The sequence below is a fragment of the Pseudomonas sp. AC255 genome, assembly GCF_979258175.1.
The window spans coordinates 2,780,637-2,806,636 of the sequence record NZ_OZ409841.1; the positions used below are offsets into that span (position 1 = coordinate 2,780,637).

Genomic DNA, 26,000 nt, shown 5'->3' on the forward strand with positions numbered 1-26,000 from the left:
GTCAGGCTTTCTGCCGCGACGTCAGCCACGTCATCAGCGCCGCCAGCACCAGCAATGCCGCGCTGGCGAAGAAGGTCAGCCGATAGCCACTGCCGTCGAACAGCAGACCACCGACGGTCGACCCCGAAGCGATCGACAACTGCACCACCGCCACCATCAGCCCACCGCCCGCTTCGGCATCGTCGGGCAGCGTGCGCGCCAGCCACGACCACCAGCCCACCGGCGCGGCGGTCGCGATCAATCCCCACACGCCCAGCAACACGAACGCCGCCACCACTGAACTGCCCAGCCCAATGAGCGCCACTGCGATCATCGCCATCAACAGCGGGATGGTGATCACCACGCGATACAGCCCCTTCTTCAACACCGAACCGATGACCACGGTGCCGATGAACCCGGCTACACCAATGACCAGCAGAATCATCGACAGCACCGAAACATCGACCCGGGTCACGGTTTCCAGAAACGGTCGCAGATAAGTGAACAGCACAAACTGGCCCATGAAGAACAGGCCGGCGCCGAGCATGCCCAACGCCACCCGGCGGCTTTTGAACAACGCAAAGCCGTTGGCTGCGCTGGCTTTGCGTGGCGCGGCGGGGAGCGCGGGCAAGCTGATCCATTGCCAGAGCAGCGCAATCAACGCCACCGGTATCAGGCAGAAAAACGCCCCGCGCCAGCCAATCACACTGCCGAGATAACTGCCCAGCGGCGCCGCGACCACCGTAGCCAAAGCATTGCCGCCGTTAAAAATTGCCAATGCCTTGGGCACGCTGGCGGAGGGCACCAGACGCATGGCCAACGCTGCCGACATCGACCAGAAGCCGCCAATCACCACGCCGATCAATGCGCGACCGATCATGTAAACCGTGTAGTTTGGCGCCAGGCCCACCACCAGCCCGGACGCACACATCAGCGCCGTCAACAGCAGCAACAGGCGCTTGCGATCCATCGAACCGACAAGCCTGGTGATCGTCAGGCTGGTCAGCACCGCGAACGCGCCGGAGATGGCGATGCCGTAGCCGGCCAGGCCTTCGCTGATGTGCAAGTCCGTGGCCATGGGCGTGAGCAGACTGACCGGCATGAACTCGGAGGCGATCAGCGCGAAGACACACAGGGTCATGGCGAACACGCCGCTCCAGTACGCCGGTTGCTCGCCGGCAGTGGACACGCCCATGGGCTGGTTTGTCGGGTTGTCGATTGCTTGGGCCGTCATGCAAAAACCTGTTTGGAAGAACAAATGGTCGAGGCACTTCTGCCCCGCTACTCAGGCTGCAAAGCTTGACGGATCGGGCTTAACTTGATTAGTAGTGGCAATCTTCATGTACTTTTGAGAAAAATTCAGCAATGAGCAACGCCAAAGTCAATGACCTGCAGGCCTTTCTGGCGGTGGCCCAGGATCAAAGCTTCACCAAAGCCGCTGCTCGCCTCGGCGTCACGCCCTCTGCGTTGAGTCATACGGTCCGCGCGCTGGAGCAGCGTCTGGGTATCCGCTTGCTGGCTCGTACGACGCGCAATGTCTCGCCGACCGAGGCTGGCGAGCGCTTGATGCATTCGATTGCGCCGCTGTTCGAGCAGATCAGCGCCGAGCTCGAAGCCCTTGGCGAATTGCGCGACAAGCCCAGCGGCACGATCCGGATTTCCTGCACGGACGATCAGATCGAGTTGTGCATTCGGCCGATGCTTACAAAGTTTTTGCAGGACTATCCGGACATCACCTTGGAGTTTTACGTCGATTATGGTTTCACCAATGTGGTCAAGGAACGCTTCGATGCTGGTATCCGTCTCGGTGAGTCGATCAGCAAAGACATGATCGCCGTGCGCATCGGCCCGGACTGGCGCCTGGCCGTGGTGGCCTCGCCGGGTTACTTCGCTCGCCACCCGAAACCCGCCACGCCACATCAGTTGACGGAGCACACCTGCATCAACATCCGCCATCAACCGGCCGGCGCGATTTACGCCTGGGAGTTTGCGCACAAGGGTCAGGATTTCAGCGTGAAGGTCGACGGGCAGTTGGTGTTCAACAGCATCATGCACGTGCTCAATGCCGCCGTGGATGGCATCGGCGTGGCGTACGTGCCCGAGCAATTGGTCGCGCCGTATCTGGCCGACGGGCGACTGGTAGAAGTGCTGGAAGAGTGGTGCCCGACGTTTCAGGGCTATCACCTGTACTACCCGAACCGGCGCCAAGGCTCGGCAGCGTTTGCAGCGTTTGTCGAAGCACTGAAATACAACCGCTGACAAACGCAACTCTTCAATCCAAGCCAAATCCCTGTGGGAGCGGGCTTGCCCGCGAAGGCGTCGGCACATTCAACCTCATCATCGCCTGACCCAGCGCTTTCGCGAGCAGGCTCGCTCCCACAATGGTCCGGGGCAAGGCCAAAATCTTCAGCGCAACCAAAATCCCTGTGGGAGCGAGCCTGCTCGCGAAGGCGCCAGATCAGATACATCCACATTGAATGACACACCGCTTTCGCGAGCAAGCTCGCTCCCACAATGGTCCGGGGCAAGGCCAAAATCTTCAGCGCAACCAAAATCCCCGTGGGAGCGAGCCTGCTCGCGAAGTCGCCAGATCAGATACATCCTCATTGAATGACACACCGTTTTCGCGAGCAGGCTCGCTCCCACAATGATCCGGGTCAAGGCTACGTTTTCACAGGCTGGCTCACCACAGCGGCAAACCGAATCACCGCCGCACAACGACGAAGGGAGGCCCATTAAAGACCTCCCTTATCTCTCCCCGTCAGGATGTACCCAGACCCTGCGACAGATCCGAAGAAGACGGCCGCGCCGGATCCGGTTTGGTCTCGACTTCGGTTTGTTCAGTGGTTCGGGTCACCGTGTCACGCACGACTTCATAACCTTCCTGAGCTTTTTGCTTGGCTTTGTCGACCATGCCAGCGCTGGTGCGGCCCATGTAGCGCTGTTCAGTGGACGTGGTCGGCAACGCCGCGCCGAGCAAGGCACCCAAAGCGACCCCAGCGGCAGCCACCATCAGCGGTTGCTCCTTGAGCAGGTGACTGAACTGCTGGCCAAGCACTTGCGAATTACGCGACAGTCGATCACTGGCGTCATGCATCGCATGGCTCAGATTTTCCTTCGCCGCACCGACGTTTTCCCCGAGGTGGCTGGCCTTGCCTTTCAGCGAGTGGTAGCCGTCCTTCAGCGAGTCAGTGGTCGAATGCAAATGCGCGCGCGCACTGTCGATGCCGTCGGCCAAACCATCGGCCCACTCGCCGGCCTTGTCCTGATCCGGCCCGCTGCGATAGGTCGGCTGCGGCACGGGTGGGCGATTCTGGCTGATCATCAACCAGAGCAGCCCCACGGAAGTCAGCACCGCTGGCACCGGATTATTGCGCACGCTGGTGCCGAGATTGGTGAAGAACGTCGAGCCGTTGCTCTGCATCATCCCCCAGGCCTGATCGATCATCTGCCCGGGGGTGAACTTGCTCTCCAGTTGATCGACGATGTTGCCGATGCTGGCGCGCTGCGCATCGATTTCGCGCTCGATCTGCTCCGGGCTTTTTTCCGCTTCGATATCCAGTTCGCTTTTCATGAGACTTTCCTCCGCAGCGCTTCCTGATCCTTGTTCAAGGCGTCGAGGGTGCGATCAGGTTTGAAGTGAGATGGCTCGAATTGCTTTTTCCCGGATTGCAGCATGGCGAAGCCGATGATCATCACCACCACGCCGACGATCAGCGCGGCCAACCATGGCGCCATGAACATGCTCAGGCCGTACACAGCCGACATCAACAGAATGATGAAGCCGGCGAGGAACACGATCGCGCCGCCGGCCACCGCAGCGATGCCCGCCTTCAGCGTGCTGAGGCTGTTGTGCAGTTCGGCTTTTGCCAGTGCCAGTTCCTTGGTGAACAAGGCCGGTACCTCGCGGGACAGTTGTCGCAACAGGCCGACCACGGAGGCGTCATCCGTTTGGCCGAGGGGCCTTGCCCCGCTCAGATCAGATTCATCTCTGTTCATCACAGTTCTCCTTTGGCGTCGGGTGCGTGCGGTACGGAAGCCGCGGCAAAATCAGAGGGGTGATCGCTGTCACTGGGCGAGGTCGGGGTGATGCCGGTGGCCAGTCCCGGATTGGCGTGGGCCGATGGCGGCACTGACGATTCATAGGGTCGCTGCGCGCCGTAATCGGCTGGCGGTGGCGTCGAGGTGGAGCCCGCCGCCGGATCGTGTTCGGCACTGACCGTCGCTGCTGCAGAGGTGCCTGCTTTGAGAAACCGCGACAGGCCGAAACCGATGGCAATGCTGCCGGCGATGAACAATCCCGGATTGCTGCGCGCCAGATCCGCCGCATCATGCAGCAACTGCTCGGCACTCTTGCCACGCAGATTGCCTGCCAGCCCGGTCATGGAGTCCGCCATGTCGGTCAGGTAGTCGGACATACCCAGCGTGTCCTTGTCCTGCAGTTCCGAGACAAAGCTTTTCGCCCCTTGCGCCAAGGCTTCGATCTGCTCGGCCGCCGTGTCGCGATACTGGCCGAATTGCGCATCGGCCTGCTGCCGCGCACCGCCCAGTGCTTCGCTGACGTTGTCCTTCAAATGATCAAAACTTTGCTCAGGCTTGCCGTTGGGATCACCTGATTCATACCCTGACCTGCTGTCTGAAGTATTCATGTCGCCCCTCGCCTTCTCACTGAAAACGTAAAAACGGAGCTACACGGCAACATTGCCTCGAGCCCCCACATAGGAGATGACGGAGCAGCTTGCGCGAGAGTTCAAAGAGGTTGATGAGCGTGCAGCATCAGGTCTGGATCAGCGACGAAAGGTTGCGCTTGGCAGGATTGTGTTGAGCTTCTGCGCCGGTCTGCGGTCAAGACAAGGCACGGGGGTTCATCCAGATGATGGCAGTGAAACCCTCAACGCCGCCGATAGATGGCAGAATCCCCACACCCTGATCACTTCGGAGACCGCAATGCTTCGCCTGTTTGAAGAAAGGCTCGACCCCTTCCCGCCCGACGAGGCGCCGCCACCGCCAGTCGGCCTGATGCGATTTCTGTGGGCCTGCACCCGGGGCGCGCGCGGTTACATCCTGGCCTTCGCCCTGCTCAGCGCCAGCGTGTCGATCTACGAGGCATGGCTGTTTTCGTTCCTCGGGCAAGTGGTGGATCTGCTCTCGACCTGGCAATCTGGCGGCGCTGCTGGTGACGAGGAAAGCCGCGTGTTGTGGGGCATCGGCATTGTGCTGGTAGTCAGCATCGGGCTGGTGGCGCTACGCACGATGGTCCAGCACCAGATCCTCGCGATCAATCTGCCGCTGCGCCTGCGCTGGGACTTTCACCGGTTGATGCTGCGGCAAAGTCTGTCGTTCTTCTCCGACGAGTTCTCCGGCCGGGTCACGACCAAGGTCATGCAGACTGCGTTGTCGGTGCGCGAGGTGTTGTTCACCCTGATCGAAATTCTCCCCGGCATCGGCGTGTACTTCATCGCGATCATTGCGCTGGCCGGTGGCTTTGCGTTGAAGTTGATGCTGCCGTTCCTGGCGTGGATCGTTTTGTTCGGGCTGGCGATGGTGTATTTCGTGCCGCGTCTGGGCAAGGTCGGCCAGGAACAGGCCGATGCGCGCTCGTCGATGACCGGGCGGATTGCCGATGCCTACACCAACATCACCACGGTCAAACTGTTCTCGCACTCCAAGCGTGAAGCGCATTTTGCCCGTGCGGCGATGGAAGATTTCAAGCTCACCGGGTTCCGCCAGATGCGTCTGGTCAGCCAGTTCGAGATCGTCAATCAGGCGCTGGTGGTCGCGTTGATTATCGGTGCCGGCGGTTACGCGCTGTGGCTGTGGCATCAGGGCGAAGTCGGCACCGGCGCTGTTGCGGCGATCACCGCCATGGCGTTGCGCATCAACGGCATGTCGCACTGGATCATGTGGCAGATGACGTCGCTGTTCGAAAACATCGGCACCGTGCAGGACGGCATGGCCACCCTGACCAGCGGCCCGAAAGTCCAGGACGCGCCGGATGCCAAGGTGCTTGAGCCTGCCGGTGGCGAAGTGGTTTTCGACAATGTCAGCTTCAACTACAACGGCGAACGCCAGGTGCTCGACGGCTTGACCCTGCACATTCGCCCCGGCGAAAAGATCGGCCTGGTCGGCCGCTCCGGTGCAGGTAAATCGACGCTGATCAACCTGCTGCTGCGCTTCTACGACGTTGATCGCGGCGAGATCCGCATCGATGGGCAGAACATCGCCGAGGTCACCCAGGACAGCCTGCGCAGCGTGATCGGCATGGTCACCCAGGACACGTCACTGCTGCACCGCTCGATCCGCGACAACATTGCCTACGGACGCCCGGACGCCACCGACGAAGACATCCATCGCGCGGCAGTGAACGCACAGGCCGATGGTTTTATCAGCCAGTTGAGCGACAAGCAGGGCCACAGCGGTTACGACACGCTGGTCGGCGAACGCGGTATCAAGCTCTCCGGCGGGCAGCGCCAACGCATCGCCATCGCTCGGGTGATGCTGAAAAACGCGCCGATCCTGCTGCTCGACGAAGCCACCAGCGCACTGGATTCCGAGGTTGAAGTCGCGATCCAGGAAAGCCTCGATGAAATGATGCAGGGCAAAACCGTGATCGCCATTGCTCATCGCTTGTCGACCATTGCAGCGATGGACCGGCTGATCGTCATGGACGAAGGCCGCATCATCGAACAAGGCACCCACGCGCAATTGCTGGAGAAGAACGGCACCTATGCGCGGCTGTGGCAGCACCAGAGCGGCGGCTTCCTCGGTGAGGATCGGGGTTTGGTTGAGGTGATGGAGGAGTGATCAGGCTGGAGGGCCGGGGCCCCGGGCAACAGGATCGGCTCGAGGTTCTCGAGAAGGACATCTGGCGGGCGCATGGCTGTAATCCGCGGCAGGAGATGGCCTCTGCGCCCGCAACGAACGCCTCTGAAGCGACTACGGCTACGGACTCCTTGCGATGAGAGAAGTCCGTTTCAAGAGGTTATCCGTTGAGAGTCTTCACTCCAGGCATCGCTTGGGCGTCAGTCGAGTTTGCTCGGTGTTCGGCACCTCAGCACTGACATCTGCCTGTTTACGGCTGCTGAATTCAATCGGATAAGGCCCGGTCTGCGCCAGAGCTGCCTGCACACGGCTGACAAAGGCCGCGTCGTCCAGGGTGTAGAAAACCCACACCTGACGCTTTCCGCCGGTGACCGTGCACCCCCACTTTGCGAACTCATCCGCCGTTACGGCCGCCTTAATCTGGCGGTCCACCTGCATCATCCGCGCGGATTCCTTTGAACTCGGCAGGAAGCGATCCGACACGTATTTCCAGCTGATGCGAGCCTTGTAAGGAAACGCCTGGGTATCCTTGAGATTCAGGTCGGAAGGCATGCGAAAACTCGCTGGCATTGGGTCGTCAGGAAAATCAGACGGTTGGAAATCGCTGTCGCCTGTCACGGCCACTTGCCGTTGCGGATTGTCAGCAGGATCATCACTGAGCAGTATTCTGAGCGCTTCAGCTTGGCGCTCTTCCCGCTCGCTCACGCATTTGTTGTAGGCCGTTGTATGCGCTGGACCGGAATCCAGACAAGGATCGCGCTCCACCGGTTTTGGAGAATGGGAGCGCGTGCAGCCGGACGTGATCAGGCTTGCCAGCACCAATAAAACAACGGCTGGCCAGATTTCAGGGCGCAGGGAAGCGTGGGGAATGACTTTCAAGTGGCCTTCCTTGGATGAGCAGCAGTACGAGACATATGGAAAACGGCGCATTTTGCCTGCCACCCCTGCCCCATGAACAGGCCAGAGAGGAATTAAAGTGGCAATTCATCACAAGCAGTGCTCGACCAGCCACAGCCGCTTGTGACGAACAGCCACATACTCCCTCAGATGCCTACGCTGGAACCGTTGCCCGGTACGCCAAAATCGCCACCCGGAAAAGCACCACCCTCAATGTGGTAGACCTTCGGTTCTGCGGAAAAATAATCCTCCAGCCCCAGCATGAAGCGCTGATGGTCGTCACTCTCTTCAAACCCCGGCGAATGATCCTCAAGCGATTGCCAGCGCACGATCAAATTGAACTGCTCGGGGATTTCAATACCTTGCGCCAGCAAGTGGCCGCCGTATCCCTTGGCGCGGGTGAGCAACGGTTCGACTTCGGCAAATGCCCGTCGAAAGGCTTCAGTCTGTTGCGGGTGAACGGGCAGGACTGCGATTTCATAAACCATGATGTTTCTCCAAAATCAGTGAGCGGATTCAGACGATGAGCGAAGGCTCGACGGCGATGGCGATTTTTCCCAGCAGACCGTTGTTGCCGCTCTCGAGTCTTGCGTGGGCGAGCGGGATGTCGGCGAGCGAATAGACGGCGCCCACATGTGGCCGCAACTGGCCGCGCTCGACCAACGCGCTCAATTCATCGAGCTTGCCGCGATTCTGGCGGGTGAAAACGAAGTGGTAGCTGGCATTCTTGCCCCAGGCCTGGAAGAGGTTTTGTGGCTGCGCGATGTCGACGATCGAGACCACGCGGCCAAGCTGAGCGAGCACGTCGGCGCTGCGAGACAGGGTATCGCCGCCGATGGTATCGAACACCACGTCGACGCCGTGGCCAGCGGTTTCGCGCATGATCGCTTCGACGTAGTCCTCTTGGGTGTAATCGATCACCACGTCAGCACCCAGGCTGCGGACGAAATCGGCGTTGGCCTCGCGCACGGTCGTAAAGACTCTGGCGCCCATGGCTTTGGCCACCTGAATCGCCACATGGCCGACCCCGCCCGCGCCGCCGTGGATCAGAATGCTTTCGCCTACGCGGAGCACGGCGCGCACGGTCAGCGCTTCCCAAACCGTACCGCCGACCAGACTCAGACTGGCCGCCTCGAGGTGGCTCAGAGAAGCAGGCTTCCTGGCGATGATGCTTTCGGCTGCGACGTGGTACTCGGCATAACTGCCCTGCCCGTCGAATATCTGCGGCGTGTACCAGACCTCGTCGCCCGGCGCGAAAGCGCTGACGCCCGGCCCGATGGCTTCAACCACGCCCGACACGTCGTGACCGGTAATGGCTGGCAGCGGCACCAGGTCGGGATAGTCACCGCGCCGAACCTGATAATCCAGCGGATTGATGGAAGTAGCGTGCACTCGGACCAGCACTTGGCCCGCTTGCGGAACCGGTTTGGGCACTTCGCTGAGTTCGAACGAATCAGGACCGCCGAAGGATTTCAGAATCATCGCTTTCATGGCAAAACCTCGTATCGATAAAGAGGGATATCGAGAATTCTCGATATCCTAGAGTAAAAAAATTTACAGCTCTTTCCCTATGATCTCTGCAAGCGCGCTGATAGCAGCCTCATTGCGTTTGTAGTAGGTCCATTGACCGACGCGTCGCACTTCAACCAGCCCCACCCGCTGCAACGTGGCCAGGTAACTCGACACCGTCGACTGCGACAGGCCGATACCTTCCTGGATGCTGCTGACGCAGACACCCTCGACGAGAACGTCACCCTCATCCTGCGGGGGAAGTTCTTCACGGGATCCTTCAGGCCTTCAAGGATCTTGAGGCGCGTCGGGTTCGAGAGGGCTTTGAAGATTTCGATCAGTTCCATGCGCCGAGGATATCGAGATTATTCGATATGTCAATGCCCGCGTGCAAAGCGTCCAGATAATAGCGAGCAGTCACACCACCAGCCATCAGCAGTGACTACTCTATTCAGGACATGGGAAGCGCGCTGCCTTACCAGTCGAGACCAATGCGGTTCGCTAGTAAATTAAGAGGCCGTTAGCGTTAGGGCCAATGAGGCACTATTTACCATGATCGGTTGGAAGTCGCATCATCATTGACTCTGTAAGAAATATGAAAATTCGCTTTTTGAAACCGGTTTCGACCAACAGGTATGTGTCATTTACGTTCAAAAGCACATGAACCTGCCCTCGAAATCTCTCGCTCTCGAAATTAACCAAGTCTTCAGTCATCATTTTTTCAAATCGCAGCATTCCTGTATAAAAAGAAATTGCCACAACTGATCCAGCGAGCAAATAACTGTAGTCACGCATTAGCGACCTTCTAAGAGCGATTCTTTTTTTATCAAGGATTCGTTGAATCTGGGTTTTAGGGCGAATAAGTATACCGGACTTCAATATAGACGCTATAACCACACCAATGACACCCATCCATGTTAGTTGGCCGACAGTTGAAAAATCAAAATCCAGATATGCAAAATTGAACATGACAGTGAATATCAGAAAAAAGAAGACCCAGTAAATCAGCTTTTCTGCAATATTGGTTTCTCTGTGCATTTTTTTGGCAGGTTTAGCTAACCATTTGGGAAATCGTTTACTTGCCGCGATTGTTAACGCTGCTAGAGGAGCGAGTGCAGAATAGTAGAACTGAGAAATTGCAAAGGAAAAAACCTTAGTAACCATATAGCAAAACATCACATAGAAGGTGAATGTCGCTACAAAGCTCGTAACAAACCTCAGCGAGGCTACTGATACTATCTCAAACGGCACCTCTATAAGAAACCCAATGTAATGAACCGTACCCAATGAGAGAAACGCCATTACTGCCTTTAGCATTGAGATGAAGGTTTTATTTTTCGGTAACTTTGCGTGTGCCAAAATCTGTTTTAGCAATGGAAAATCTCTGCAGTCATGAACGTGGTAGGAAATTCGTTAAAAGCGTATTGGGGTTTTAAGCTTCCCTCAGTAGATAACCATTACAACATGGCCGCGCGGCCTTGAGCCATTACCTAGAGCGGTTGTTTTTCAGCAGCGGTTGGGGTTGGGGGTTGCGCTACTGGCGGTTCCGCATGCGCCGCTTTACCTGCAGGAACGCATCCTGGAAAGGGCTTTGCAGGATTGGAATGTCGGAGGCGGGCAGATTTTTTGTATTTTCTCCAGTCAGAAACTGTTACCGGCGAAGGCCCGGGCTTTGGTGCGGTTTCAGGGCAATTTCCGGCGCCGTGAGATCAATCAGCAATGATTGCCACTCGGAAATCGCCGGATGCACTTTCCAGTTTGAATTATCCGTGCAGAAACGGACTTAATACCGCACTTTGAATACTCATGATGAAGACCACGCTTATCGCCGCCTCCGCAACGGTCATGACCAAGACCATTCTAAAAACCGCAAGCTTATGGTTTGACCAGGCATTGACTAGCAATGCCCAAATCCGCTTGGCACCACGCATGTCTTCCGTAGCAACCATAGCGCTTGCTTTGTTACCTTTGAACTCCTCGAGCGACTCTTCGAGAAAAGTCGACAAGTTCGCAATAAGCGATATAAAGAAAACCAACATGCACATCGCAAACGGTAGCGTCCGCTTTAAACCAGCGAGGCTGAGATCGAACTTTCCAAGATCTAATTTACTACCAGCCACTAATGCGATTGTCAGCATAATTATTTGCGGCGTGAGATTGCGCAGGAAATCCAACAACGGTTTACGACCAAGACCAAAGAACATGAATCCTCCTTAAAAATAGCCAGCCATTCTCTCAAAGAATAGAACTCGATGACCACCGATTACCATCAGTCCTTTTGCTAGTTTGACGAGCTGGGAAATAACGTCAAATATCAAAATCCAAACGCATATAAAATCGGGAGCGGACTGATGAAATATCCGCCCTTCGATCAAATCGTTATCGAGTAAATATCAGGACTCGACAAACTCCTTTTCAATCATGCATGCAATCAACCACACCAACGCCGCAGGCAGGATCCAAGTGAGCACGACAAGGACCAGAACCACAGCAACTTCCAGCGGACTTTGGCTCTGAAAAGAGTTTGAATATGATGAAAACATAGTTGCAGCGAACAAAAATAACCCCAAAACGACTTGAAAGAACAGAATTCCAAACGCGTTACCATGCTCCCGCAGATGTCTATATGAGTCCACGATACCCCCTTTCGCGCTCGATCGCTTGTCCGCCAGTTTTTCATAAAAGGCGTACAGGTCTGAGCTTCGCAAAAGACATTTGACTATTATAAAGAACTGCGCCAAAACCACAGCCACTGCCAGAAAAATCACGACAGCAAACCAAATTCTCAGCAGGGCACTCATTGCACTCAATGAGAGAAATGCAACTGGAATGATCGAGGTCAATCCCAAAAACCACACCACCGACTTGCTAGGGCGTTGCAATCGGAGTGTGGAGCGCTGAATAAGGAACCGGCCAGCGTGGAGAACTAAAATAGGTGCACTCGCCACATAAGAGAAAACCAACCCAGCCGCCAGGAAAATTCCGACCTGAATGAGATCGATGGGTTCTCCAGCTTTAACGAACACAAGACTTGAAATGGGTTGACTTTGTTGAACGAGCAAAAACAGAATCAACCCGCCTAAAACGGCGCCTACGCTATACCTAAGAGCGTAGAACTCCCAGAATCGTGATGAGCTTTCATCTTTTTGGTCCATTTGTTCCTCCTTGATTGGTGAAGACGTTCCAATAGCCCACAATAATGGCATTAAGCCGCTATACAGTAAACCCATGCGCGCGGCGCTCTGCCAAGCAAGTGATTACGTATCAGCATCTAAAAAAGCGAAATGCGAACGACATCAGTGAAGAACAGCCGCGCCTCTGCTCGCTAGCGATTCTGCGTAACATTCACGTTCATCAGTTTGAGGCATCCAGCAATACCCACAACCGCACGATTTTCCCTTCGCTGATTTCCGCCACGTCGACACCGCTGACAACAGTTGGCCCATCGCCCGGGCCCGCATGCCAGCGCAGGTAACCCAAGCCATGATGCCCAACCGCCGGCCCCTCCGGAACAAAAACGAAGTCCGGCCCGAACTGATCCAGCAACGCACCGGCCACTGCCGAAATCGCCGCTTGCCCGGTGACGATGCCAGCCGGTTCATACATCGTCGGTGCGTCTGCAAAAAGCTCCTGCACCGCCGCCAAGCGCCTTTGTGCATCGCGTTGGTTGAACACCCGCTGCAGATTGGCCCGTAGCAAGGCGTCGTAGTTTTCAACTTCATCAGTATTTCGCGAATCTGAGCCAGCCATTTTTGATTCCTCGATTTGTGTGTGAAGCCCGGTTGCCCGGGCTCAGCGATTAACCATGTTTGACCAGGTTCAAGGCTGGCAGCGGTCCGCCCGGAAACTGCGCAAGCATTCCCTGCTGCACACCGCCGAGATCGATGCCGTAAAAACCCAATTGATCAATCAGCTCTGCAACCTTGGTTTTGCTCGCGGCATCTTCACCGGAATAAAACAGCACACGCTTGCCGCCCTCGGCGGAGGGATCGCTCAGCAGAGCCGCGAGCAAATGGTTGAAGGCCTTGACCACGTGCGCACCGGGCAGCATCTGCGCCACCACTTGCGAAGACGGCTGGCCGCCCAGATCGAACGGTTTGAACAGTGGTGCCTCGATCGGGTTGTTGGCATCGATCACGATACGTCCATCCCAAGGCCCGAGATCGCTTACCGCGTCGGGGATTTTCGACCAGTTCACCGCCAGAAAAACGATGTCTGCCTGGCTGGCTTGCTGAGCGGTCACCGCTTGTGCGAGTGGACCCAATTCGTCGACCAAAGCGGCAAGGCTCTGCGGCCCACGGCTGTTGGCCAGACTGACCGGCAGGCCTGCGTTGACGAGCAACCGAGCGATGGCGGTGCCGATGGAGCCAGTACCAATGATGCTGATAGTCATGATGCTCTCCTTACGCTGTGAAGCCGCCGTCGACGATTAATTCTGCGCCGGTGACAAACCCTGCCTCTGCACTGGCCAGGTACGCCACCGCACTGGCGACATCCTTGCCCTCTCCGTACCGCCCCATGGCGATGTTCGGGCGTAGGAAGTCCGCAATAGGCCCGTCGGCCGGGTTCATGTCGCTGTCGGTCGGGCCAGGATGGACGGTGTTCACAGTGATGCCGCGCGGCCCCAGATCGCGCACCAGTCCACGACTGAAACCGGTCAGCGCACCTTTGCTCAGGGTGTAGACGGAGGCGGTAGCGAACGCAGCGTATTGCACCATCGAGCTGCCGATGTGAATGATGCGGCCGCCCTGCCCCATGTGTTTGAGCGCTTGCTGAGTGGCTACGAAGACGCCGGTCACGTTCACCGCAAGGATGCGTTGAAAGTCCTCAAAGACGATGTCCTCCGGGGCACCGAGCAGGCTGATACCAGCGTTGTTGACCAGAATGTCGATCTTGCCAAAACGCTGTGCAACCTCGGCAATCGCTGCACGTACAGCCTCGGGATTGCCCGCATCGGCCGCCAGCGCCACAGCCTGGCCGCCCGCCGCAACGATTTCCTGCACGACCGCTGCGGCGCGATCTGGCGATGCGTTGTAGGTGATAGCGACGGTTGCGCCATCTGCCGCGAGCCGTTTGGCGATGGCTGCGCCGATGCTGCGTGAGCCACCGGTAACGATGGCGATTTTACCGGTCAGTGGAAGCGTGGATGTGTTCATGGTCGAGCCTCTGGGTGGTTGAAGTTGATGAGGCTATGAGACGCCTTTTGATCTTCCACCAGTAGTGGAAGCCAACTAGAATCACTTTCAATCATTAGTTGAAGGTGCGCAGATGGAAACGTTAGGCAATTTGCTCTCATTCGTGCGCAGCGCCGAGGCGGGAAGCTTCTCTGCAGCGGCGCGGCGCCTGGGCCTGACACCCGCGGCGGTCAGCCGCAATGTCGCGCAACTGGAGGCCAACCTCGGCGTACGCTTGTTTCAGCGCAGCACGCGCAAACTGACGCTGACCGAAGCGGGAGAACGCTTTCTGGCCAATGTCGGTTCGGGATTGGAAAGTGTTCAAGCGGCGATTGCCGATGTGGCGGGCAATGCCGGAGAGCCTTCCGGCACCCTGCGTCTAAGTGCGGCACCGGGTTTTGCCAGGGATTTCCTGCTGCCGCTGATGCCGGAATTTCTCAAACGTTACCCTTCGATAACGCCCGAATGGCACGTCGACAATCGCCAGGTCGATCTCATCGCGGACGGCTTTGATGCGGCTATCGGCGGCGGCATCGAACTCGCGCAAGGTGTGGTCGCCAGAGCCATCGCCCCGGCGCATCTGATTCTGGTGGCCTCGCGGGAGTATCTGTCGGGGCGCCCGCGCGTCCAGCGCATTGAAGAGCTGTCGACGCTGAATCACCTGGCCATGCGCTCGGTGCAGACCGGCAAGGTGCGCAGCTGGATGTTGCAAGGCCCCGACGGGCAACGAGCACCACTGGAGTTGGCGCCGCGCCTGTTGGTCAACGATCCGCAAGCGCTGTGTCAGTGCGCGCGACTGGGGTTGGGGGTTGCGCTGTTGGCAGTTCCGGATGTTTTGCCTTATCTGCAGGACGGTACGCTGGAAAGGGTTTTGCCCGATTGGTATGTCGATGCAGGGCAAATCTATTTTTACTTTTCCAGCCAGAAACTATTGCCAGCAAAAACCCGGGCTTTTGTGGATTTTCTGGTCGGTCAGGCTCGTGAGGATGGGTGGGCAACTCGACTTGATGCTCGTGCCTAGCAAGCAAGTTATACGATCTCTGAAACTCAAACAGCATCACGCCTAAGCGGCTTTTCAAGCCTTTCGAGCTTGCCGCGCCTGCTCGATTACGGTACAAATCGGGCAGTTGTACGACAACATAATAAAAACCTGAGCCACCCCGAGTGGCTATCATTTTTGAGATCTGCCATGTCCCGTCCTGAGTTTGCGCCAACCGTACCGCCGCCCTTCCCCCGTTATCTCGCCGTGATCATTCTCTTGTGCATGGGTTGTGCGTTCGCCGGCAATCATGTCGCGGCGCGGGTGGCGTTTGATGATGGCGCGGGCGTGTTGCTGGCGATCCTGATGCGCTCCGGCGGGACCCTGCTGGTTCTGGCCATTCTCGTCCTGTGGCAGCGGCAAAGTCTGCGTCTGCCGGCGGGCGCGTGGCGTTGGCAGTTACTGTTGGGGCTGTTGATCACTGCGCAGAGCCTATGTCTGTACTCCGCTGTCGCGCGGGTCCCGGTCGCTTTGGCGCTGCTGGTGGCCAACGTGTTTCCGATCCTGCTCGCCTTGCTGACCTGGGCGCTGGGCGGCCCACGACCAAGCGCGCGCACCGCGATCTTGATGGGCTTGATTCTCGTGGGATTGGTGTTCGTACTGGACGTCCCCGGACGTCTGTCAGACAGCGCCAGCGTCGGCCCGGAATGGCTACTGGGCGTCGCACTCGCCTTCTGCGCCGCCAGCGTCTTCGCCTGCGCGCTGTGGATCACCGACCACAAACTGTCGCAAGTGCGCGGCTCGGTGCGCAGCCTGCTGACCATCTTCATCGTCTTCAGCAGCGTCAACCTGGCCGGCCTGACCGGCGCCCTCCCCGGCGGACTCAACCTCCCCGCCACCTCAACCGGCTGGCTGGCCCTTGCCACGCTTGTCGTACTCTATGGGACCGGCTTCATTGTGTTGTTCATTTCCGTGCCCCGACTGGACATGCCACGCAACGCCCCGGTGATGAATATCGAACCACTGGCGACGTTGTTGATGGGCTGGATTGTGCTGGACCAAATGCTCAGCAGAGGGCAGATCGTGGGTGGAGTAATTGTAGTGAGCGGGATTGTTTTGCTGACGTATCGCAAAGCGGCGGTGACGGTTGGGGTGAAGGCTGAGGTTTGAGGGGGTGTGGTGGCGGGACTCTTGGTTGGCGAGTCCTGCTTATCGCCCCCGGCTCGATACCGGATCAGCAGAATTGCAGGCTCTCGAGGTCTACCTGGACATAGCTTCCTATTTCACCCTTGTAGAGATAAATCGCAGTTACCTCCAGCTCCGTTCGTAAGAATTCCGCCAGCGTTCTGAGTCTGGTGCTTGTGGTCATGGCAGGGCGTACAACCGTCGCGCTACCGGGTTGGTCATCGTAAGTTCTGACGAGAAACTGATCGACACCATCCAGAATCAGGTAATTGAACCCTCGATACTCATAGCCTGCGTCGTAGTCGACATCATCGAAACGGTCGGCCTTTCCTATTCTCAAGACGCCGCCCCTAATTCAACTCAAAAGAAGTGAAACGGTCTAGCACTTGAAAAGTGGCCGGCGCTCCATCCACGTCATTTACCAACTACCGTACGGGATGCCGAACTTATCAATGTATCGCTTGGCCTTTTCACTCACGGGATAGGCATAGCGCCCGCCATGCTTGCCCTGCTCCGGGCCGAGAGGTTCGAGTTCGCCTTGAGCATGGGAGACTTTTATCGGGCGGTGGCAGGAGTCCCTGACCCACGCTTGAAGCACTCCCCCGGGGCGAGCCCCACAAGCAGCGTTGCGGAGTAACGTGCGGTTCTTTCGGGAGTCTTCGGGCACCGCTGATGTGTGGACTGCACCATCAGTTGCCTCGCTTCTTCTGGAATCTCTATGAAGCCTTTATAGGTTTTCTGCTCCGATATCGACTGCCAACGGACAAAAATCATTCGAGGAAGGTCAGCACCGGTAACCAAAACTCCAGAACCACCGACTGTTCCCCAACCACGGGCAGACTCCGTCCCATCTTCTGGTTCGCCTCCGGGAGCGGATTTTCCACCGACTCTGAAAAACATTCTGTTATTGATATCCAGCACCGAGCTGTCCTCAACCCAGATCTTCATGTAATTCGGCTCAACGAATCCTATTTGCCACCAAGGAGACTTGGGGTCATTTTCTCCACTTTCGAAACCTCCTTTCTGGCAGCCCATTAACAATAAGGCGACAAGCAGAGCGATTACAGACTTCATTACCAGAGCTTCCAATCAGCTACGTGAGGATGTTGTACACGGATCGCGTCTTCCGTCGGGGCGTTGATGTAAACAGCATCAATACCGCTCCCGTCTCTTCTTCCAAGGGGATGATTCCAGTTTGCAGAGGTATGAATGTACTTCAGCTTGAGCAAAGCCTCTTCTTCTGCAGTTGTTCTGTAGTTTCCGGTGAGAAATCGGTCACAAAGAGGTTGCAGCTCTGCCGGCACGGAGTATTCGTCATCTTCCGGTATATCAATGAATTGAACACCCTTTTCTTTTGCCAGCTGATACATGACTCTTAAATAAACTCTCGAAAGTTTTCCACTCACCGGACGTTTCAATTGTAGAGCGGCATATACGCGCTTCTGCCCCGGTGAAAGCCTGTCTTGATGCTCTTGCGGAATTTCCAAGGAAGCCGGGGTAACAATATCCAGCAGATGCGCAGGCCATCCTTTAGCAAGCCACTCGCTTTTTACGCGCGCGGCGTCGTGATAAATCGACGTCGTTGAAACGTCTACGTACCGAGGTACATCGAGAGTTTGCATCGGACTGACAAGCACGCGTTCCTCTACTTCATCAAGATAGCTGCCGCCAATATCCGAATGAACCCCGGGAAGAGTGTACTCAGGGTGCGCGGGCTTCACTCGGCTGAGCGCAAAATTAGCGCGACACTCATCACGCGCTACGAGATGTACGACATCCGTGAAGTATTGACGGTCCAGGTAAAGCCTCACACCGGGAGCTATAGGACTTTTCACCCGGCCAAGATTGGTGAAGCCGGCAATTGAGGGCACCGTGTCAAAGAGCCCGATGAAACCCATTTTGATGCCGTTCCCGTATTTATTATCAAAGGTGCGACTGAAATCTGCGGCGTTCCGGTTTAGGAGCTCTCCTAAAGCTCCTTGCTTACCCCGCACCACTTCATTTGCGAAGTGCCGTGCAGCAGCAGCCCCACGACTGAAGCCAAATGTATCGAACGTCAGGGACGCAATTTCACTGTCGGGGTTCTCTTGCAGTGCCTCTTCGATAGCTTGTTTTATCTGCGTGAAGGACGCTTGTACGCGACTCGGGACACCAGTCTCACCTCGCCCCGTTCCAGCACCTACAGCGCTATCCATCTGATTGCTTTCAGTGCCTATACCTTCGACATATATTGGGCTTGAGACGAACTTAAGAAAGCCATCGCCTTCGGCTTTCTGGGTCTTTTTATACAGAGAAAACAATTTCTTGATATTCGTAGGCCCGGCGCCATAACTACTATCCGGGTCACTCATATAAGGCATGCAGCTAGCTGGTATATCCTCAGGCGCAATCGGATGCTGAGCACCACACAACAACCCCGCAGCAGAGTTGTTCGCATTGTTGCCAGTGCCATCAAAGAAAACCCCGATCCTCAACGCAATGCCTATCTTCACAGGCTCGCGCGCGGGCTCTTTCCCGTGCTTCTCATATTCGGCCCAGTGCTGGGCGTGCAGGTCGACGGGTTTGGCTTGTTCGTAGCGGTAGTTTTTCGGCGGGTTTGGAACGTAACCACTCAATCCTTGATTCCTTGTTCTGATCCTTGAAGAACGGCCCGAAGGGTGACAGTCGAGCCCGGGTGGTGCAAGCCGTGGCCGTGTGCCAGCCATGGCGCGCCCGGGGATTGCGACGAGGTTTTGCGCTCGTCGCATTGCGGGTCATTTGGCTATTTCGACTTTGTCCAACGCCTGATTTACCGCGATTTCGCCGAGCATGACGACCTGGGCAATGCCCAGCAGCGTCTTGCGGCGCGGGTTGTCGAGCAGCGCGGCGAAGTCGTAGAGCATGGTGGTGGCCGAGCCGAGGGATTCGCTGGCGTTGGCCAGCAGGGATTCGGTGTCGTATTTCGGGTTGGCGAGGAACATTTGTTCCGGAGTGTTGGTGCTGGCCAGGATTTCGGCGGGGCAGAGGTAGTGATCGAGGGCGCGTTCGGCGGCTTCGTGAAGCTTTTTGAGGCGCTGGATTCGTAGGGGGATGCGGGGTCGGTGGTTGGGGGATTGGGTGTGACTTTGAACATGGTGAAACTCCTAGTTAGGAAAAGGAGCCTTCACATTCGCTACCAAACGAAGGTGGCGGCCATACGCGGGTTGGTAGACCGGTAACTAGGAACCGGCACACCCGAAGGTGTCCTGCGCATGGCCACCATTGAGCAGAGACCTGAAGCAGGCCTGCGAACGGTGCGCGATGCGACTAGTTATGGCGGGCTACCAAACCCGATCACTGTTTTTCAGCGACCGACAGACGATAGAACCCGCGACCTAGACGCACAAGCCGGCGGATTCTGGCGTAGTCGTAGGGAATGACGCAAGGCGTTGTAGTCGTTTGCTTGAGGCTGGAGCTACTGTTTAAACGAGCTGAGGGTTTTCTGTTTATGTGGCTGTGAATGGGCTGCCGTCATCGCGAGCAGGCTCACTCCTACAAGGGGATCAGGCGATGGGCAGTCACAGCATTCTGTTCCTGCACATTCAACTGTCGCTTCTTCAGCAGCCGGTCAATCTCCATTTTGCTCCTCGGTCGTGTGCCGCTAGTTGTCCCTGGTACTTCAAAGCCTCAATCAAAAACCCCAGCGCTCGACGAAAGACAGGATGGCAATCGTCATACGGCAGGTGATCGAGCGAAGCCCAGAAAAACTCGAAAACATGGCCATGATCATCCAGTGCCTGATGAGACCATCGCTCTGGCTGTGGCTCACGCACCTCGCAAAGTTGGAACGACCAGACTTGTCCATGGTGGCAAGACTCCCAGCAGCCCAAATCTTCACTGATTATCGCATTGTGGATACCGGACTCTTCCGCCAGTTCTCGCAAAGCGGCCTCGGCGGGTGTTTCTCCGCGCTCAATGGTTCCTTTTACTAACTGCACGCCAGCCTGTGGATGTCGAAACAACAGGATTCGCGGGCGCTGTGCGAAACAAAGCACCACAGGACAGGCCTTGTCGGGATGCATAAGATTTCCTTATCGGTTTAAACGATCAATCGGGGTGGCATCAACCCTGCGTTACAAGCGTCAACTTCGGCCAGATCTCGAGCCATCTCTTCGACTGCACGCGCTCCAGAAACACCACGTATTTATCACTTTCAAATCGGGCGGTTGGCCGCACTTTCAGCGCAAACAAATCCTCCAGCCCCAACGGCGCCGAAACCTTTATCGCACCATGCCGATCAAGCCTGACACCTACTGCCGTAGCAGTTTCCGGCCAGAACGTCATTGCATCCGCAGCTGCTCCATAAGGCGCATCGGCGTTTCGCTGGTGCATGCGTGCCTGGTTTTTCACCGACCAGTTCAAATCACTGCACAGTGCTGCAAGCTCGACCTCCAAGGCTGAATCCGTTTGATCACCGGGACGTGTTCTGTCGAACCATATGACATCAATATCCTCGGGCAACGGCGAAGGTTGGCGCTGATGCAGATGATCCCAAACCAGGCTGCGCACAAAACCTGCGGCAACCCAGCAGTCCGGTAAGTTGAGATCTCTGACTATGCGCAGAATGTGCATCCGGACGGGATCCTCAGCAATCAGATACCGCAGTTGCGCTTCCAGATTCATTTTTTTCAGTCCATATTCTTTTGCTGCACGAGCCTGCCAAAGGTTTCGGGCAAAGGTCGCTGGTGTTCAACATAACGTCACGTAACCAGACGAGCCTCACACCATCCGCCGCGAATCCCGCCGTACCGCCTGCGGCGGCACGCCAAAGCCGCGCATGAACACCTCGCGCATGTGCCGACGGTCACGAAACCCGGTTTCTCTGGCAACAATATCCAGACTGTGATTGCTCTGCTCGATCAGCAAACGCGCCGCTTCCAGGCGCAGGCTCTCTATCGCCCTGGCCGGAGACTGGCCGGTTTCGGCGGTGAACACGCGGGTGAATTGCCGCGGACTCAGGTGCACCACTTCGGCCAGTTCTTCGACACTCAGCGGGCGATTGAGGTGCTTGCGCGCGTAATCCAGTGCACTCTGAATGCGGTCGGATTTGGGTGACAGCGACAGCAATTCCGAATGCTGCGACTGCCCGCCCGAGCGGCGCTGATGCATCACCAGCCGATGGGCCACCGAGCGCGCAATGTCGCTGCCCAGATCTTTTTCGACCATGCCCAACGCCATGTCGACCCCAGCGGTCATGCCCGCCGATGTCCACACCGGGCCGTCGATAATAAAGATCCGGTCGTCCTCGACATTCACCGACGGATGCATCCTGCGCAGCGCCGGGGCGAACGCCCAGTGCGTGGTCACGCGGCGGTTGTCCAGCACGCCCGCCTGCGCCAGTACGAACGAGCCGGTGCAGATGCCGGCCACGCGGCGTGCGCCGTCGGCGAGCCCGCGCACGCTGTGCAGCACGTCAGCATCGGGCGGCGTCAGCGGTGTCAGCGTTCCCGCCACCAGCCAACTGTCGGCCAGCCCCGCTTGCGTCAGCGGCAACGTATCGACGTGCAGGCCCAGAGAGGAGCTGACAATGCCGCCGGCCTGGGAAAAGTTCTGCACCTTGTACACGGCTTTGCCCGTGACGATGTTGGCAAACTCGAACACCGACTGGGTCGCCAGCGCCATGACCTGAAAACCTTCCGTGAGCAGATAGCCGACTCGATGCATGGTCGCGCTCCGTTTGTTGAATGTCCTGAAACACTACCACATACGTCATTCAGGTCGGCTCAGTTTTCTCCATCATGGCTTGCATTCCAATCAATCCACTTGCGGGACGCAGCTCATGAAACTTGAAGCCAACACGATCTTCATCACCGGCGGCACTTCCGGCATCGGCCGCGCACTGGCCGAGGCCCTGCATCAGCGCGGCAACAAGGTCATCATCGCTGGTCGTCGCCAGACCCTGCTGGCAGAGATTGCCCAAGCGAATCCGGGCATCGACACCGTGCAGCTGGACATCAACGATGCGCAGCAGATCAAGGACGTCGCCGCCGAAGTCATCCGCCGCCATCCGTCGTTGAACGTGATCATCAACAACGCCGGGATCATGCCCTTCGACAACGCGGGTTCCGGCGACTACGACGATGAACAGGCCGTCGGTCTGTTGCAGACCAACCTGCTCGGCCCGGTGCGCGTCAGCGCCGCGTTCGTCGAACACCTCAAGCGCCAGCCCGAGGCCTACATCATCAACAACAGCTCGGTGCTGGCCTACCTGCCGCTGGCGACCACGGCGCTGTATTCGGCGACCAAAGCGGCGATCCATTCCTACTCGCTGTCGCAACGTTTCATGCTGCGCGACACCAGCGTCAAGGTCCTGGAAATCGCGCCACCTTGGGTCGATACCGATCTGATTCACAAGAGCGGCGACGAGCGCGCCATGCCGCTGGGCGAGTTTATCGAGGAAACCCTGATCAAGCTGGAAACCGCCACCACCGAAGTGCTGGTCGACCGAGTGTTGCCGCTGCGGGCCAACCAGGGCGCGAACGAGCACGGGTTGATCGAGCAGTTCAACCTGTCGCTGCTGGAGAATCCTATTCCGGTTGCTTGATGACAGCGCCGAATACTTCCGACCACTTGGGTTTCTGATCCAAGTGGTTTTTTTGGGACAAGATCCAAGGCTCAGCGGTGACCCGAAATCGGTTGCTGTGTACCCTTTCTGCATCAAGCAAATCTGAGCAGAGGATGGAGTGTTGGCATATCTGGATTGGGTGCAATGGCCGGCGATGCTGGTCACCGTTCTGGCCGCGTGGCTGATCGGTTCGCAACGACCGCAACGGCGCATGAGCGGCTTCGTTTGTTTCAGTCTGAGCAATTTGCTGTGGGTGATCTGGGGCGTCCATGCCGGGGCTTACGCGCTGATCGTTCTGCAGCTTTGCCTGTTCCTGATGAACCTGCGCGGCTTCATGAAGAACCGCGTTTCAGAGCGCTGAGTGACGCTGATCATCTGGCCAGAAAATCCTTTGAATTTTTCTTGTCGGACAAAATCATTTACGTATGAGCGTAAGGAGGAACTCATGCGTAGCACCGATATTTTCGTCATCGAATACAAACATCACGACCAGCCAAAATCATTCGTCATCCGCGCCAAGAGTATGCGCAACGCCGACGCTTGGCATTGGGCGAGCTGTGACGCCGGTATTGCGCCGATTCCGAAACCGGGTAAACCACCGTTGAAAGTGGTTTCCAAACCCCAGGCCGAGCGCTATGGGATTACGGAGGTGAAGTGGCGCGAGACGGCTGCGCTGGACTGGACGGAGGCTTAGACCAATCGGGTCGCCTGGCTGAGCTTGCACGTCAGCCAGGCGACCCACAACAGACCATGGAGGGCATTCCACTGGGGAATGTGCGGTTATCGTCCCGGTGAAGTGACCAGTACCTGACCGCGCGAAACTGATCGTTCCTCACGCTCCGCGTGGGAACGATCAATAACAACTAAGACCAGAACCCTTTATGCGGCTCAGCCGCCTCTTCCTCCAGCATCGGCCCGAAAACGCTCACCATGCGCTGCCCTCTGGCAAACACTTCGCGACACGGCAACGAGAATGTCGGGTTCTCGGGATGATCGCCAGTCAGCCCGAGCAAAGCATGTTCCGATAACGCGTACACCACTCGCCCGACACCGGTCCAATACACCGCGCCCGCGCACATGCAGCAAGGTTCGGCGCTGGTGTACAGCGTGCACGCCTCCAGCTCCGTGGGTGACAACCGCTTCGCCGCCGCAGCGACCGCGACCAGTTCGGCATGCTGAGTGGGATCACCTTCTGGCGGCATCGAATTGTTGCCCGCTTCGGCAATCACGTTGCCGTCGCGGTCCGCCACCAGCGCCGCAAACGGGTGCCGGCCACGTTGTTTCGACGCCTGTGACAGGGCGATGGTCTGGCGCAGCAATGCCAGGTCCAGATCGCTGACGCCGGCCGGGACAAGCTGAGTGAATTGATTCATGGGTAACTCCTGGGCAGTGAGAAAAGACAAAAGTCAGTCGGCCAGTTCGGCCGTGGAAGCGCCGACGGCGTCGGTCGATGGTTTTTGTTTGTTGAGCAAGAGGTTGAGCAGAATGGCGGTGATCGCACCGAGGAAAATGCCGCTGTCGAGCACCAGTTTCAGCGTCGGGCCGACATGTTCGAACAGGGCCGGAAACGACATTGGCAGGACGCCGACGCTGACCGACACCGCAACAATAATGGCGTTGCGTGTGCCCTCGAACTGCACCCGTGACAGTTCCTGAATGCCCGCCACCGTGGTCATGCCGAACATGACGATCGCGCAGCCGCCCAGCACCGGCGTCGGCACCGCCGCAATCAGCGCGCCGAGCTTGGGAAACAAGCCCATCAACACCATGATCGCGCCAGCGGCCGCAACGACGAAGCGGCTCTTGATGCTGGAAAGCGCAATCAGGCCGGTGTTTTGCGTGAAGGCGTTATAGGGAAAACTGTTGAACAAGCCACCGAGCATGGTCGACAAGCCGTCGGCGCGGAACGCGTTGCCAAGGGTTTGCTGGGTGGTGGGTTTGCCGACCAGTTTGCCAATGGCCAGGCAGTTGCCAGTGGTCTCGGCCATGATCACCAGCATCGCCAGGGTCATGATCAGAATCGGTACCAGAGAAAATTCCGGCGGACCGAACGCCATTGGCGCGCTCAACTCGAACCACGCCGCCTCGCTGACCCGATTGAAGTGCGTCATGCCGCAGGCGGCAGCGATCAGGCTGCCGACAAACAAGCCGATGAGCACACTGAGGTTACCGATGAAGCCGCTGAATTTCGCATAAATCACCAGCGTCACACTGACCGTGGCCAGGCCCAGCAGCAGATTGGCCGGGCGACCGAAGTCAGGCGAATCGGGATTGCCACCACCCAGCCAGATTGCCGCCGCCGGCATCAGTGAAATACCGATGATGGTGATCAGGCTGCCAATCACCACGGGTGGAAAGAATCGCAGCAAGCGGCTGAACACCGGCGCCAGTGCGATGGTCAGGAAGCCGGCGGCGATCACCGCCCCGAAGATCTGGCTGAGGCCGAACTCCTTGCCGATCATGATCATCGGCGCCAGCGCAATGAAAGAGCAGCCCTGAATCAACGGTAAACGCGCGCCGAACTTCCAGAAGCCGAGGGTCTGAATCAGCGTCGCCACACCGGACGTCAGCAGGTTGGCGTTGATCAGTAAAACCACCTGAGCCGACGTCAGCCCCATCGCACTGCCGAGAATCAGCGGCACCGCCACCGCTCCCGCATACATCACCAGAACATGCTGCAGACCGAAGGTGAAAAGCTGCCGCAGGGGCAACACCTCATCGACCGGGTGAACGCGTTGTGTAGTCATGGCACAAGCTCCTGAAGGGGCAGCGTTGGGTGTAATCGCGGGCGCTCAGGGACAGATGCACAAACAGAATCGGCCCCGGCGTTCGAAGACGCGGGGTCATCCTTGAATGTTTTTAACGATGAAAC

The 26,000-nt window shown here is 57.5% G+C and carries 26 protein-coding genes and 3 pseudogenes; 7 read left to right on the forward strand and 22 right to left on the reverse strand.

What is annotated here, in order from left to right:
- Position 1: 1 nt before the first annotated feature.
- Complete coding sequence (locus ACZZ0K_RS12635) at positions 2-1,213, reverse strand: MFS transporter (RefSeq protein ID WP_374046336.1); 1,212 nt, start codon at positions 1,211-1,213, stop codon at positions 2-4.
- Between the two features lie 131 nt (positions 1,214-1,344).
- On the opposite strand from ACZZ0K_RS12635, the gene ACZZ0K_RS12640 reads away from it, so the two are divergent.
- Positions 1,345-2,238, forward strand: a complete 894-nt coding sequence (locus ACZZ0K_RS12640; protein WP_258707980.1) for a LysR family transcriptional regulator — start codon at positions 1,345-1,347, stop codon at positions 2,236-2,238.
- Between the two features lie 502 nt (positions 2,239-2,740).
- Here the strand turns inward: ACZZ0K_RS12640 and ACZZ0K_RS12645 are convergent.
- From ACZZ0K_RS12645 to ACZZ0K_RS12655, 3 genes are read right to left on the reverse strand one after another with little or no spacing between them, the layout of a single operon-like run.
- On the reverse strand, positions 2,741-3,553 hold the full coding sequence (locus tag ACZZ0K_RS12645) for a DUF3618 domain-containing protein (protein ID WP_258707979.1): 813 nt from the start codon (positions 3,551-3,553) through the stop codon (positions 2,741-2,743).
- Entirely contained in the window at positions 3,550-3,978 is a 429-nt protein-coding gene (locus ACZZ0K_RS12650) for a phage holin family protein (protein ID WP_052392217.1), read from the reverse strand. Before ACZZ0K_RS12650 ends, ACZZ0K_RS12645 begins: the two co-directional genes overlap by 4 nt.
- Positions 3,978-4,628 (reverse strand): hypothetical protein, encoded by a 651-nt coding sequence (locus ACZZ0K_RS12655; protein ID WP_258707978.1) that lies wholly within the window; start codon positions 4,626-4,628, stop codon positions 3,978-3,980. The genes ACZZ0K_RS12650 and ACZZ0K_RS12655 overlap by 1 nt, the downstream gene beginning before the upstream one ends.
- A 298-nt stretch (positions 4,629-4,926) precedes the next feature.
- Here ACZZ0K_RS12655 and ACZZ0K_RS12660 point away from each other — a divergent pair, with 298 nt between their 5' ends.
- Positions 4,927-6,783 carry an ABC transporter ATP-binding protein gene (locus ACZZ0K_RS12660; protein ID WP_236169182.1) on the forward strand — a complete coding sequence of 619 codons (1,857 nt, stop codon included), beginning with the start codon at positions 4,927-4,929 and terminating at the stop codon, positions 6,781-6,783.
- A 195-nt stretch (positions 6,784-6,978) separates the two neighbouring features.
- Here the strand turns inward: ACZZ0K_RS12660 and ACZZ0K_RS12665 are convergent, their stop codons facing one another.
- From ACZZ0K_RS12665 to ACZZ0K_RS12710, 10 genes and pseudogenes are all read right to left on the reverse strand, one after another.
- Positions 6,979-7,680, reverse strand: coding sequence for a DUF695 domain-containing protein (locus tag ACZZ0K_RS12665; protein ID WP_258707977.1), 702 nt, complete (start codon positions 7,678-7,680; stop codon positions 6,979-6,981).
- A 164-nt stretch (positions 7,681-7,844) separates the two neighbouring features.
- Positions 7,845-8,186, reverse strand: a complete 342-nt coding sequence (locus ACZZ0K_RS12670; protein ID WP_071171908.1) for an antibiotic biosynthesis monooxygenase family protein — start codon at positions 8,184-8,186, stop codon at positions 7,845-7,847.
- Between the two features lie 28 nt (positions 8,187-8,214).
- Positions 8,215-9,189, reverse strand: coding sequence for a zinc-dependent alcohol dehydrogenase family protein (locus ACZZ0K_RS12675; RefSeq protein WP_258707976.1), 975 nt, complete (start codon positions 9,187-9,189; stop codon positions 8,215-8,217).
- A 63-nt stretch (positions 9,190-9,252) separates the two neighbouring features.
- Positions 9,253-9,554 (reverse strand): annotated as a pseudogene (locus ACZZ0K_RS12680) (ArsR/SmtB family transcription factor).
- 196 nt (positions 9,555-9,750) lie between these two features.
- A complete protein-coding gene (locus ACZZ0K_RS12685) occupies positions 9,751-10,581 on the reverse strand; it encodes a hypothetical protein (RefSeq protein ID WP_258707975.1) in 831 nt (276 codons plus the stop codon).
- A 389-nt stretch (positions 10,582-10,970) separates the two neighbouring features.
- Positions 10,971-11,411, reverse strand: coding sequence for a hypothetical protein (locus ACZZ0K_RS12690; protein WP_236169177.1), 441 nt, complete (start codon positions 11,409-11,411; stop codon positions 10,971-10,973).
- Between the two features lie 189 nt (positions 11,412-11,600).
- Entirely contained in the window at positions 11,601-12,362 is a 762-nt protein-coding gene (locus tag ACZZ0K_RS12695; RefSeq protein WP_258707974.1) for a hypothetical protein, read from the reverse strand.
- A 199-nt stretch (positions 12,363-12,561) separates the two neighbouring features.
- Positions 12,562-12,957: a nuclear transport factor 2 family protein gene (locus tag ACZZ0K_RS12700; protein WP_258707973.1), complete on the reverse strand. Its 396-nt coding sequence runs from the start codon at positions 12,955-12,957 to the stop codon at positions 12,562-12,564.
- A 49-nt stretch (positions 12,958-13,006) separates the two neighbouring features.
- Positions 13,007-13,603 (reverse strand): NADPH-dependent F420 reductase, encoded by a 597-nt coding sequence (locus tag ACZZ0K_RS12705; protein WP_252883880.1) that lies wholly within the window; start codon positions 13,601-13,603, stop codon positions 13,007-13,009.
- Between the two features lie 7 nt (positions 13,604-13,610).
- Positions 13,611-14,363, reverse strand: a complete 753-nt coding sequence (locus ACZZ0K_RS12710; protein WP_236169174.1) for a 3-oxoacyl-ACP reductase family protein — start codon at positions 14,361-14,363, stop codon at positions 13,611-13,613.
- Between the two features lie 112 nt (positions 14,364-14,475).
- Between ACZZ0K_RS12710 and ACZZ0K_RS12715 the strand changes: the two genes are divergently transcribed.
- Both ACZZ0K_RS12715 and ACZZ0K_RS12720 read left to right on the forward strand, forming a co-directional pair.
- Positions 14,476-15,402, forward strand: a complete 927-nt coding sequence (locus ACZZ0K_RS12715) for a LysR family transcriptional regulator (protein WP_463559123.1) — start codon at positions 14,476-14,478, stop codon at positions 15,400-15,402.
- 168 nt (positions 15,403-15,570) lie between these two features.
- Positions 15,571-16,530: an EamA family transporter gene (locus tag ACZZ0K_RS12720; protein WP_463559124.1), complete on the forward strand. Its 960-nt coding sequence runs from the start codon at positions 15,571-15,573 to the stop codon at positions 16,528-16,530.
- Between the two features lie 433 nt (positions 16,531-16,963).
- Here ACZZ0K_RS12720 and ACZZ0K_RS12725 read toward each other — a convergent pair.
- The 6 genes and pseudogenes from ACZZ0K_RS12725 to ACZZ0K_RS12750 all read right to left on the reverse strand — a co-directional run bounded on the left by ACZZ0K_RS12725 (position 16,964) and on the right by ACZZ0K_RS12750 (position 22,227).
- Positions 16,964-17,619: pseudogene (locus tag ACZZ0K_RS12725) on the reverse strand (DUF2931 family protein).
- Complete coding sequence (locus ACZZ0K_RS12730) at positions 17,619-19,160, reverse strand: T6SS phospholipase effector Tle1-like catalytic domain-containing protein (protein ID WP_258707969.1); 1,542 nt, start codon at positions 19,158-19,160, stop codon at positions 17,619-17,621. The pseudogene ACZZ0K_RS12725 and the gene ACZZ0K_RS12730 overlap by 1 nt, the downstream one beginning before the upstream one ends.
- Positions 19,161-19,298: 138 nt before the next feature.
- A pseudogene (locus ACZZ0K_RS12735) lies at positions 19,299-19,657 on the reverse strand (DUF6124 family protein).
- Between the two features lie 463 nt (positions 19,658-20,120).
- Entirely contained in the window at positions 20,121-20,585 is a 465-nt protein-coding gene (locus tag ACZZ0K_RS12740; RefSeq protein WP_258707967.1) for an NUDIX hydrolase, read from the reverse strand.
- A gap of 40 nt (positions 20,586-20,625) precedes the next feature.
- A complete protein-coding gene (locus ACZZ0K_RS12745) occupies positions 20,626-21,186 on the reverse strand; it encodes a nucleotidyltransferase family protein (RefSeq protein WP_252883592.1) in 561 nt (186 codons plus the stop codon).
- A 96-nt stretch (positions 21,187-21,282) separates the two neighbouring features.
- Positions 21,283-22,227, reverse strand: coding sequence for a GlxA family transcriptional regulator (locus ACZZ0K_RS12750; RefSeq protein ID WP_252883591.1), 945 nt, complete (start codon positions 22,225-22,227; stop codon positions 21,283-21,285).
- A gap of 115 nt (positions 22,228-22,342) precedes the next feature.
- On the opposite strand from ACZZ0K_RS12750, the gene ACZZ0K_RS12755 reads away from it, so the two are divergent.
- The 3 genes from ACZZ0K_RS12755 (at position 22,343) to ACZZ0K_RS12765 (ending at position 23,822) form a co-directional block, all read left to right on the forward strand.
- Entirely contained in the window at positions 22,343-23,107 is a 765-nt protein-coding gene (locus tag ACZZ0K_RS12755) for an SDR family oxidoreductase (RefSeq protein WP_041480578.1), read from the forward strand.
- 175 nt (positions 23,108-23,282) lie between these two features.
- A complete protein-coding gene (locus ACZZ0K_RS12760) occupies positions 23,283-23,489 on the forward strand; it encodes a hypothetical protein (protein ID WP_370593551.1) in 207 nt (68 codons plus the stop codon).
- A gap of 84 nt (positions 23,490-23,573) precedes the next feature.
- Entirely contained in the window at positions 23,574-23,822 is a 249-nt protein-coding gene (locus ACZZ0K_RS12765; protein ID WP_041480580.1) for a DUF6555 family protein, read from the forward strand.
- 169 nt (positions 23,823-23,991) lie between these two features.
- Here ACZZ0K_RS12765 and ACZZ0K_RS12770 read toward each other — a convergent pair whose 3' ends face one another.
- Together ACZZ0K_RS12770 and ACZZ0K_RS12775 are read right to left on the reverse strand one after the other, a co-directional pair.
- Positions 23,992-24,501 (reverse strand): nucleoside deaminase, encoded by a 510-nt coding sequence (locus ACZZ0K_RS12770; RefSeq protein WP_252879895.1) that lies wholly within the window; start codon positions 24,499-24,501, stop codon positions 23,992-23,994.
- A 33-nt stretch (positions 24,502-24,534) separates the two neighbouring features.
- Positions 24,535-25,875, reverse strand: a complete 1,341-nt coding sequence (locus ACZZ0K_RS12775; RefSeq protein WP_252877892.1) for a nucleobase:cation symporter-2 family protein — start codon at positions 25,873-25,875, stop codon at positions 24,535-24,537.
- Positions 25,876-26,000 lie beyond the last annotated feature (125 nt).

Excerpts from the sequence above, each read along its gene's own strand:
- ACZZ0K_RS12765 (WP_041480580.1), top strand. The coding sequence starts at position 23,574 with ATGCGTAGCACCGATATTTTCGTCATCGAATACAAACATCACGACCAG.
- ACZZ0K_RS12710 (WP_236169174.1), bottom strand. The coding sequence starts at position 14,363 with ATGAACACATCCACGCTTCCACTGACCGGTAAAATCGCCATCGTTACC.
- ACZZ0K_RS12635 (WP_374046336.1), bottom strand. The coding sequence starts at position 1,213 with ATGACGGCCCAAGCAATCGACAACCCGACAAACCAGCCCATGGGCGTG.
- ACZZ0K_RS12760 (WP_370593551.1), top strand. The coding sequence starts at position 23,283 with ATGCTGGTCACCGTTCTGGCCGCGTGGCTGATCGGTTCGCAACGACCG.
- ACZZ0K_RS12690 (WP_236169177.1), bottom strand. The coding sequence starts at position 11,411 with ATGTTCTTTGGTCTTGGTCGTAAACCGTTGTTGGATTTCCTGCGCAAT.
- ACZZ0K_RS12640 (WP_258707980.1), top strand. The coding sequence starts at position 1,345 with ATGAGCAACGCCAAAGTCAATGACCTGCAGGCCTTTCTGGCGGTGGCC.
- ACZZ0K_RS12775 (WP_252877892.1), bottom strand. The coding sequence starts at position 25,875 with ATGACTACACAACGCGTTCACCCGGTCGATGAGGTGTTGCCCCTGCGG.
- ACZZ0K_RS12770 (WP_252879895.1), bottom strand. The coding sequence starts at position 24,501 with ATGAATCAATTCACTCAGCTTGTCCCGGCCGGCGTCAGCGATCTGGAC.
- ACZZ0K_RS12675 (WP_258707976.1), bottom strand. The coding sequence starts at position 9,189 with ATGAAAGCGATGATTCTGAAATCCTTCGGCGGTCCTGATTCGTTCGAA.
- ACZZ0K_RS12755 (WP_041480578.1), top strand. The coding sequence starts at position 22,343 with ATGAAACTTGAAGCCAACACGATCTTCATCACCGGCGGCACTTCCGGC.
- ACZZ0K_RS12660 (WP_236169182.1), top strand. The coding sequence starts at position 4,927 with ATGCTTCGCCTGTTTGAAGAAAGGCTCGACCCCTTCCCGCCCGACGAG.
- ACZZ0K_RS12740 (WP_258707967.1), bottom strand. The coding sequence starts at position 20,585 with ATGCATCCCGACAAGGCCTGTCCTGTGGTGCTTTGTTTCGCACAGCGC.
- ACZZ0K_RS12715 (WP_463559123.1), top strand. The coding sequence starts at position 14,476 with ATGGAAACGTTAGGCAATTTGCTCTCATTCGTGCGCAGCGCCGAGGCG.
- ACZZ0K_RS12650 (WP_052392217.1), bottom strand. The coding sequence starts at position 3,978 with ATGAACAGAGATGAATCTGATCTGAGCGGGGCAAGGCCCCTCGGCCAA.
- ACZZ0K_RS12750 (WP_252883591.1), bottom strand. The coding sequence starts at position 22,227 with ATGCATCGAGTCGGCTATCTGCTCACGGAAGGTTTTCAGGTCATGGCG.
- ACZZ0K_RS12745 (WP_252883592.1), bottom strand. The coding sequence starts at position 21,186 with ATGAATCTGGAAGCGCAACTGCGGTATCTGATTGCTGAGGATCCCGTC.
- ACZZ0K_RS12695 (WP_258707974.1), bottom strand. The coding sequence starts at position 12,362 with ATGGACCAAAAAGATGAAAGCTCATCACGATTCTGGGAGTTCTACGCT.
- ACZZ0K_RS12670 (WP_071171908.1), bottom strand. The coding sequence starts at position 8,186 with ATGGTTTATGAAATCGCAGTCCTGCCCGTTCACCCGCAACAGACTGAA.
- ACZZ0K_RS12700 (WP_258707973.1), bottom strand. The coding sequence starts at position 12,957 with ATGGCTGGCTCAGATTCGCGAAATACTGATGAAGTTGAAAACTACGAC.
- ACZZ0K_RS12645 (WP_258707979.1), bottom strand. The coding sequence starts at position 3,553 with ATGAAAAGCGAACTGGATATCGAAGCGGAAAAAAGCCCGGAGCAGATC.
- ACZZ0K_RS12655 (WP_258707978.1), bottom strand. The coding sequence starts at position 4,628 with ATGAATACTTCAGACAGCAGGTCAGGGTATGAATCAGGTGATCCCAAC.
- ACZZ0K_RS12720 (WP_463559124.1), top strand. The coding sequence starts at position 15,571 with ATGTCCCGTCCTGAGTTTGCGCCAACCGTACCGCCGCCCTTCCCCCGT.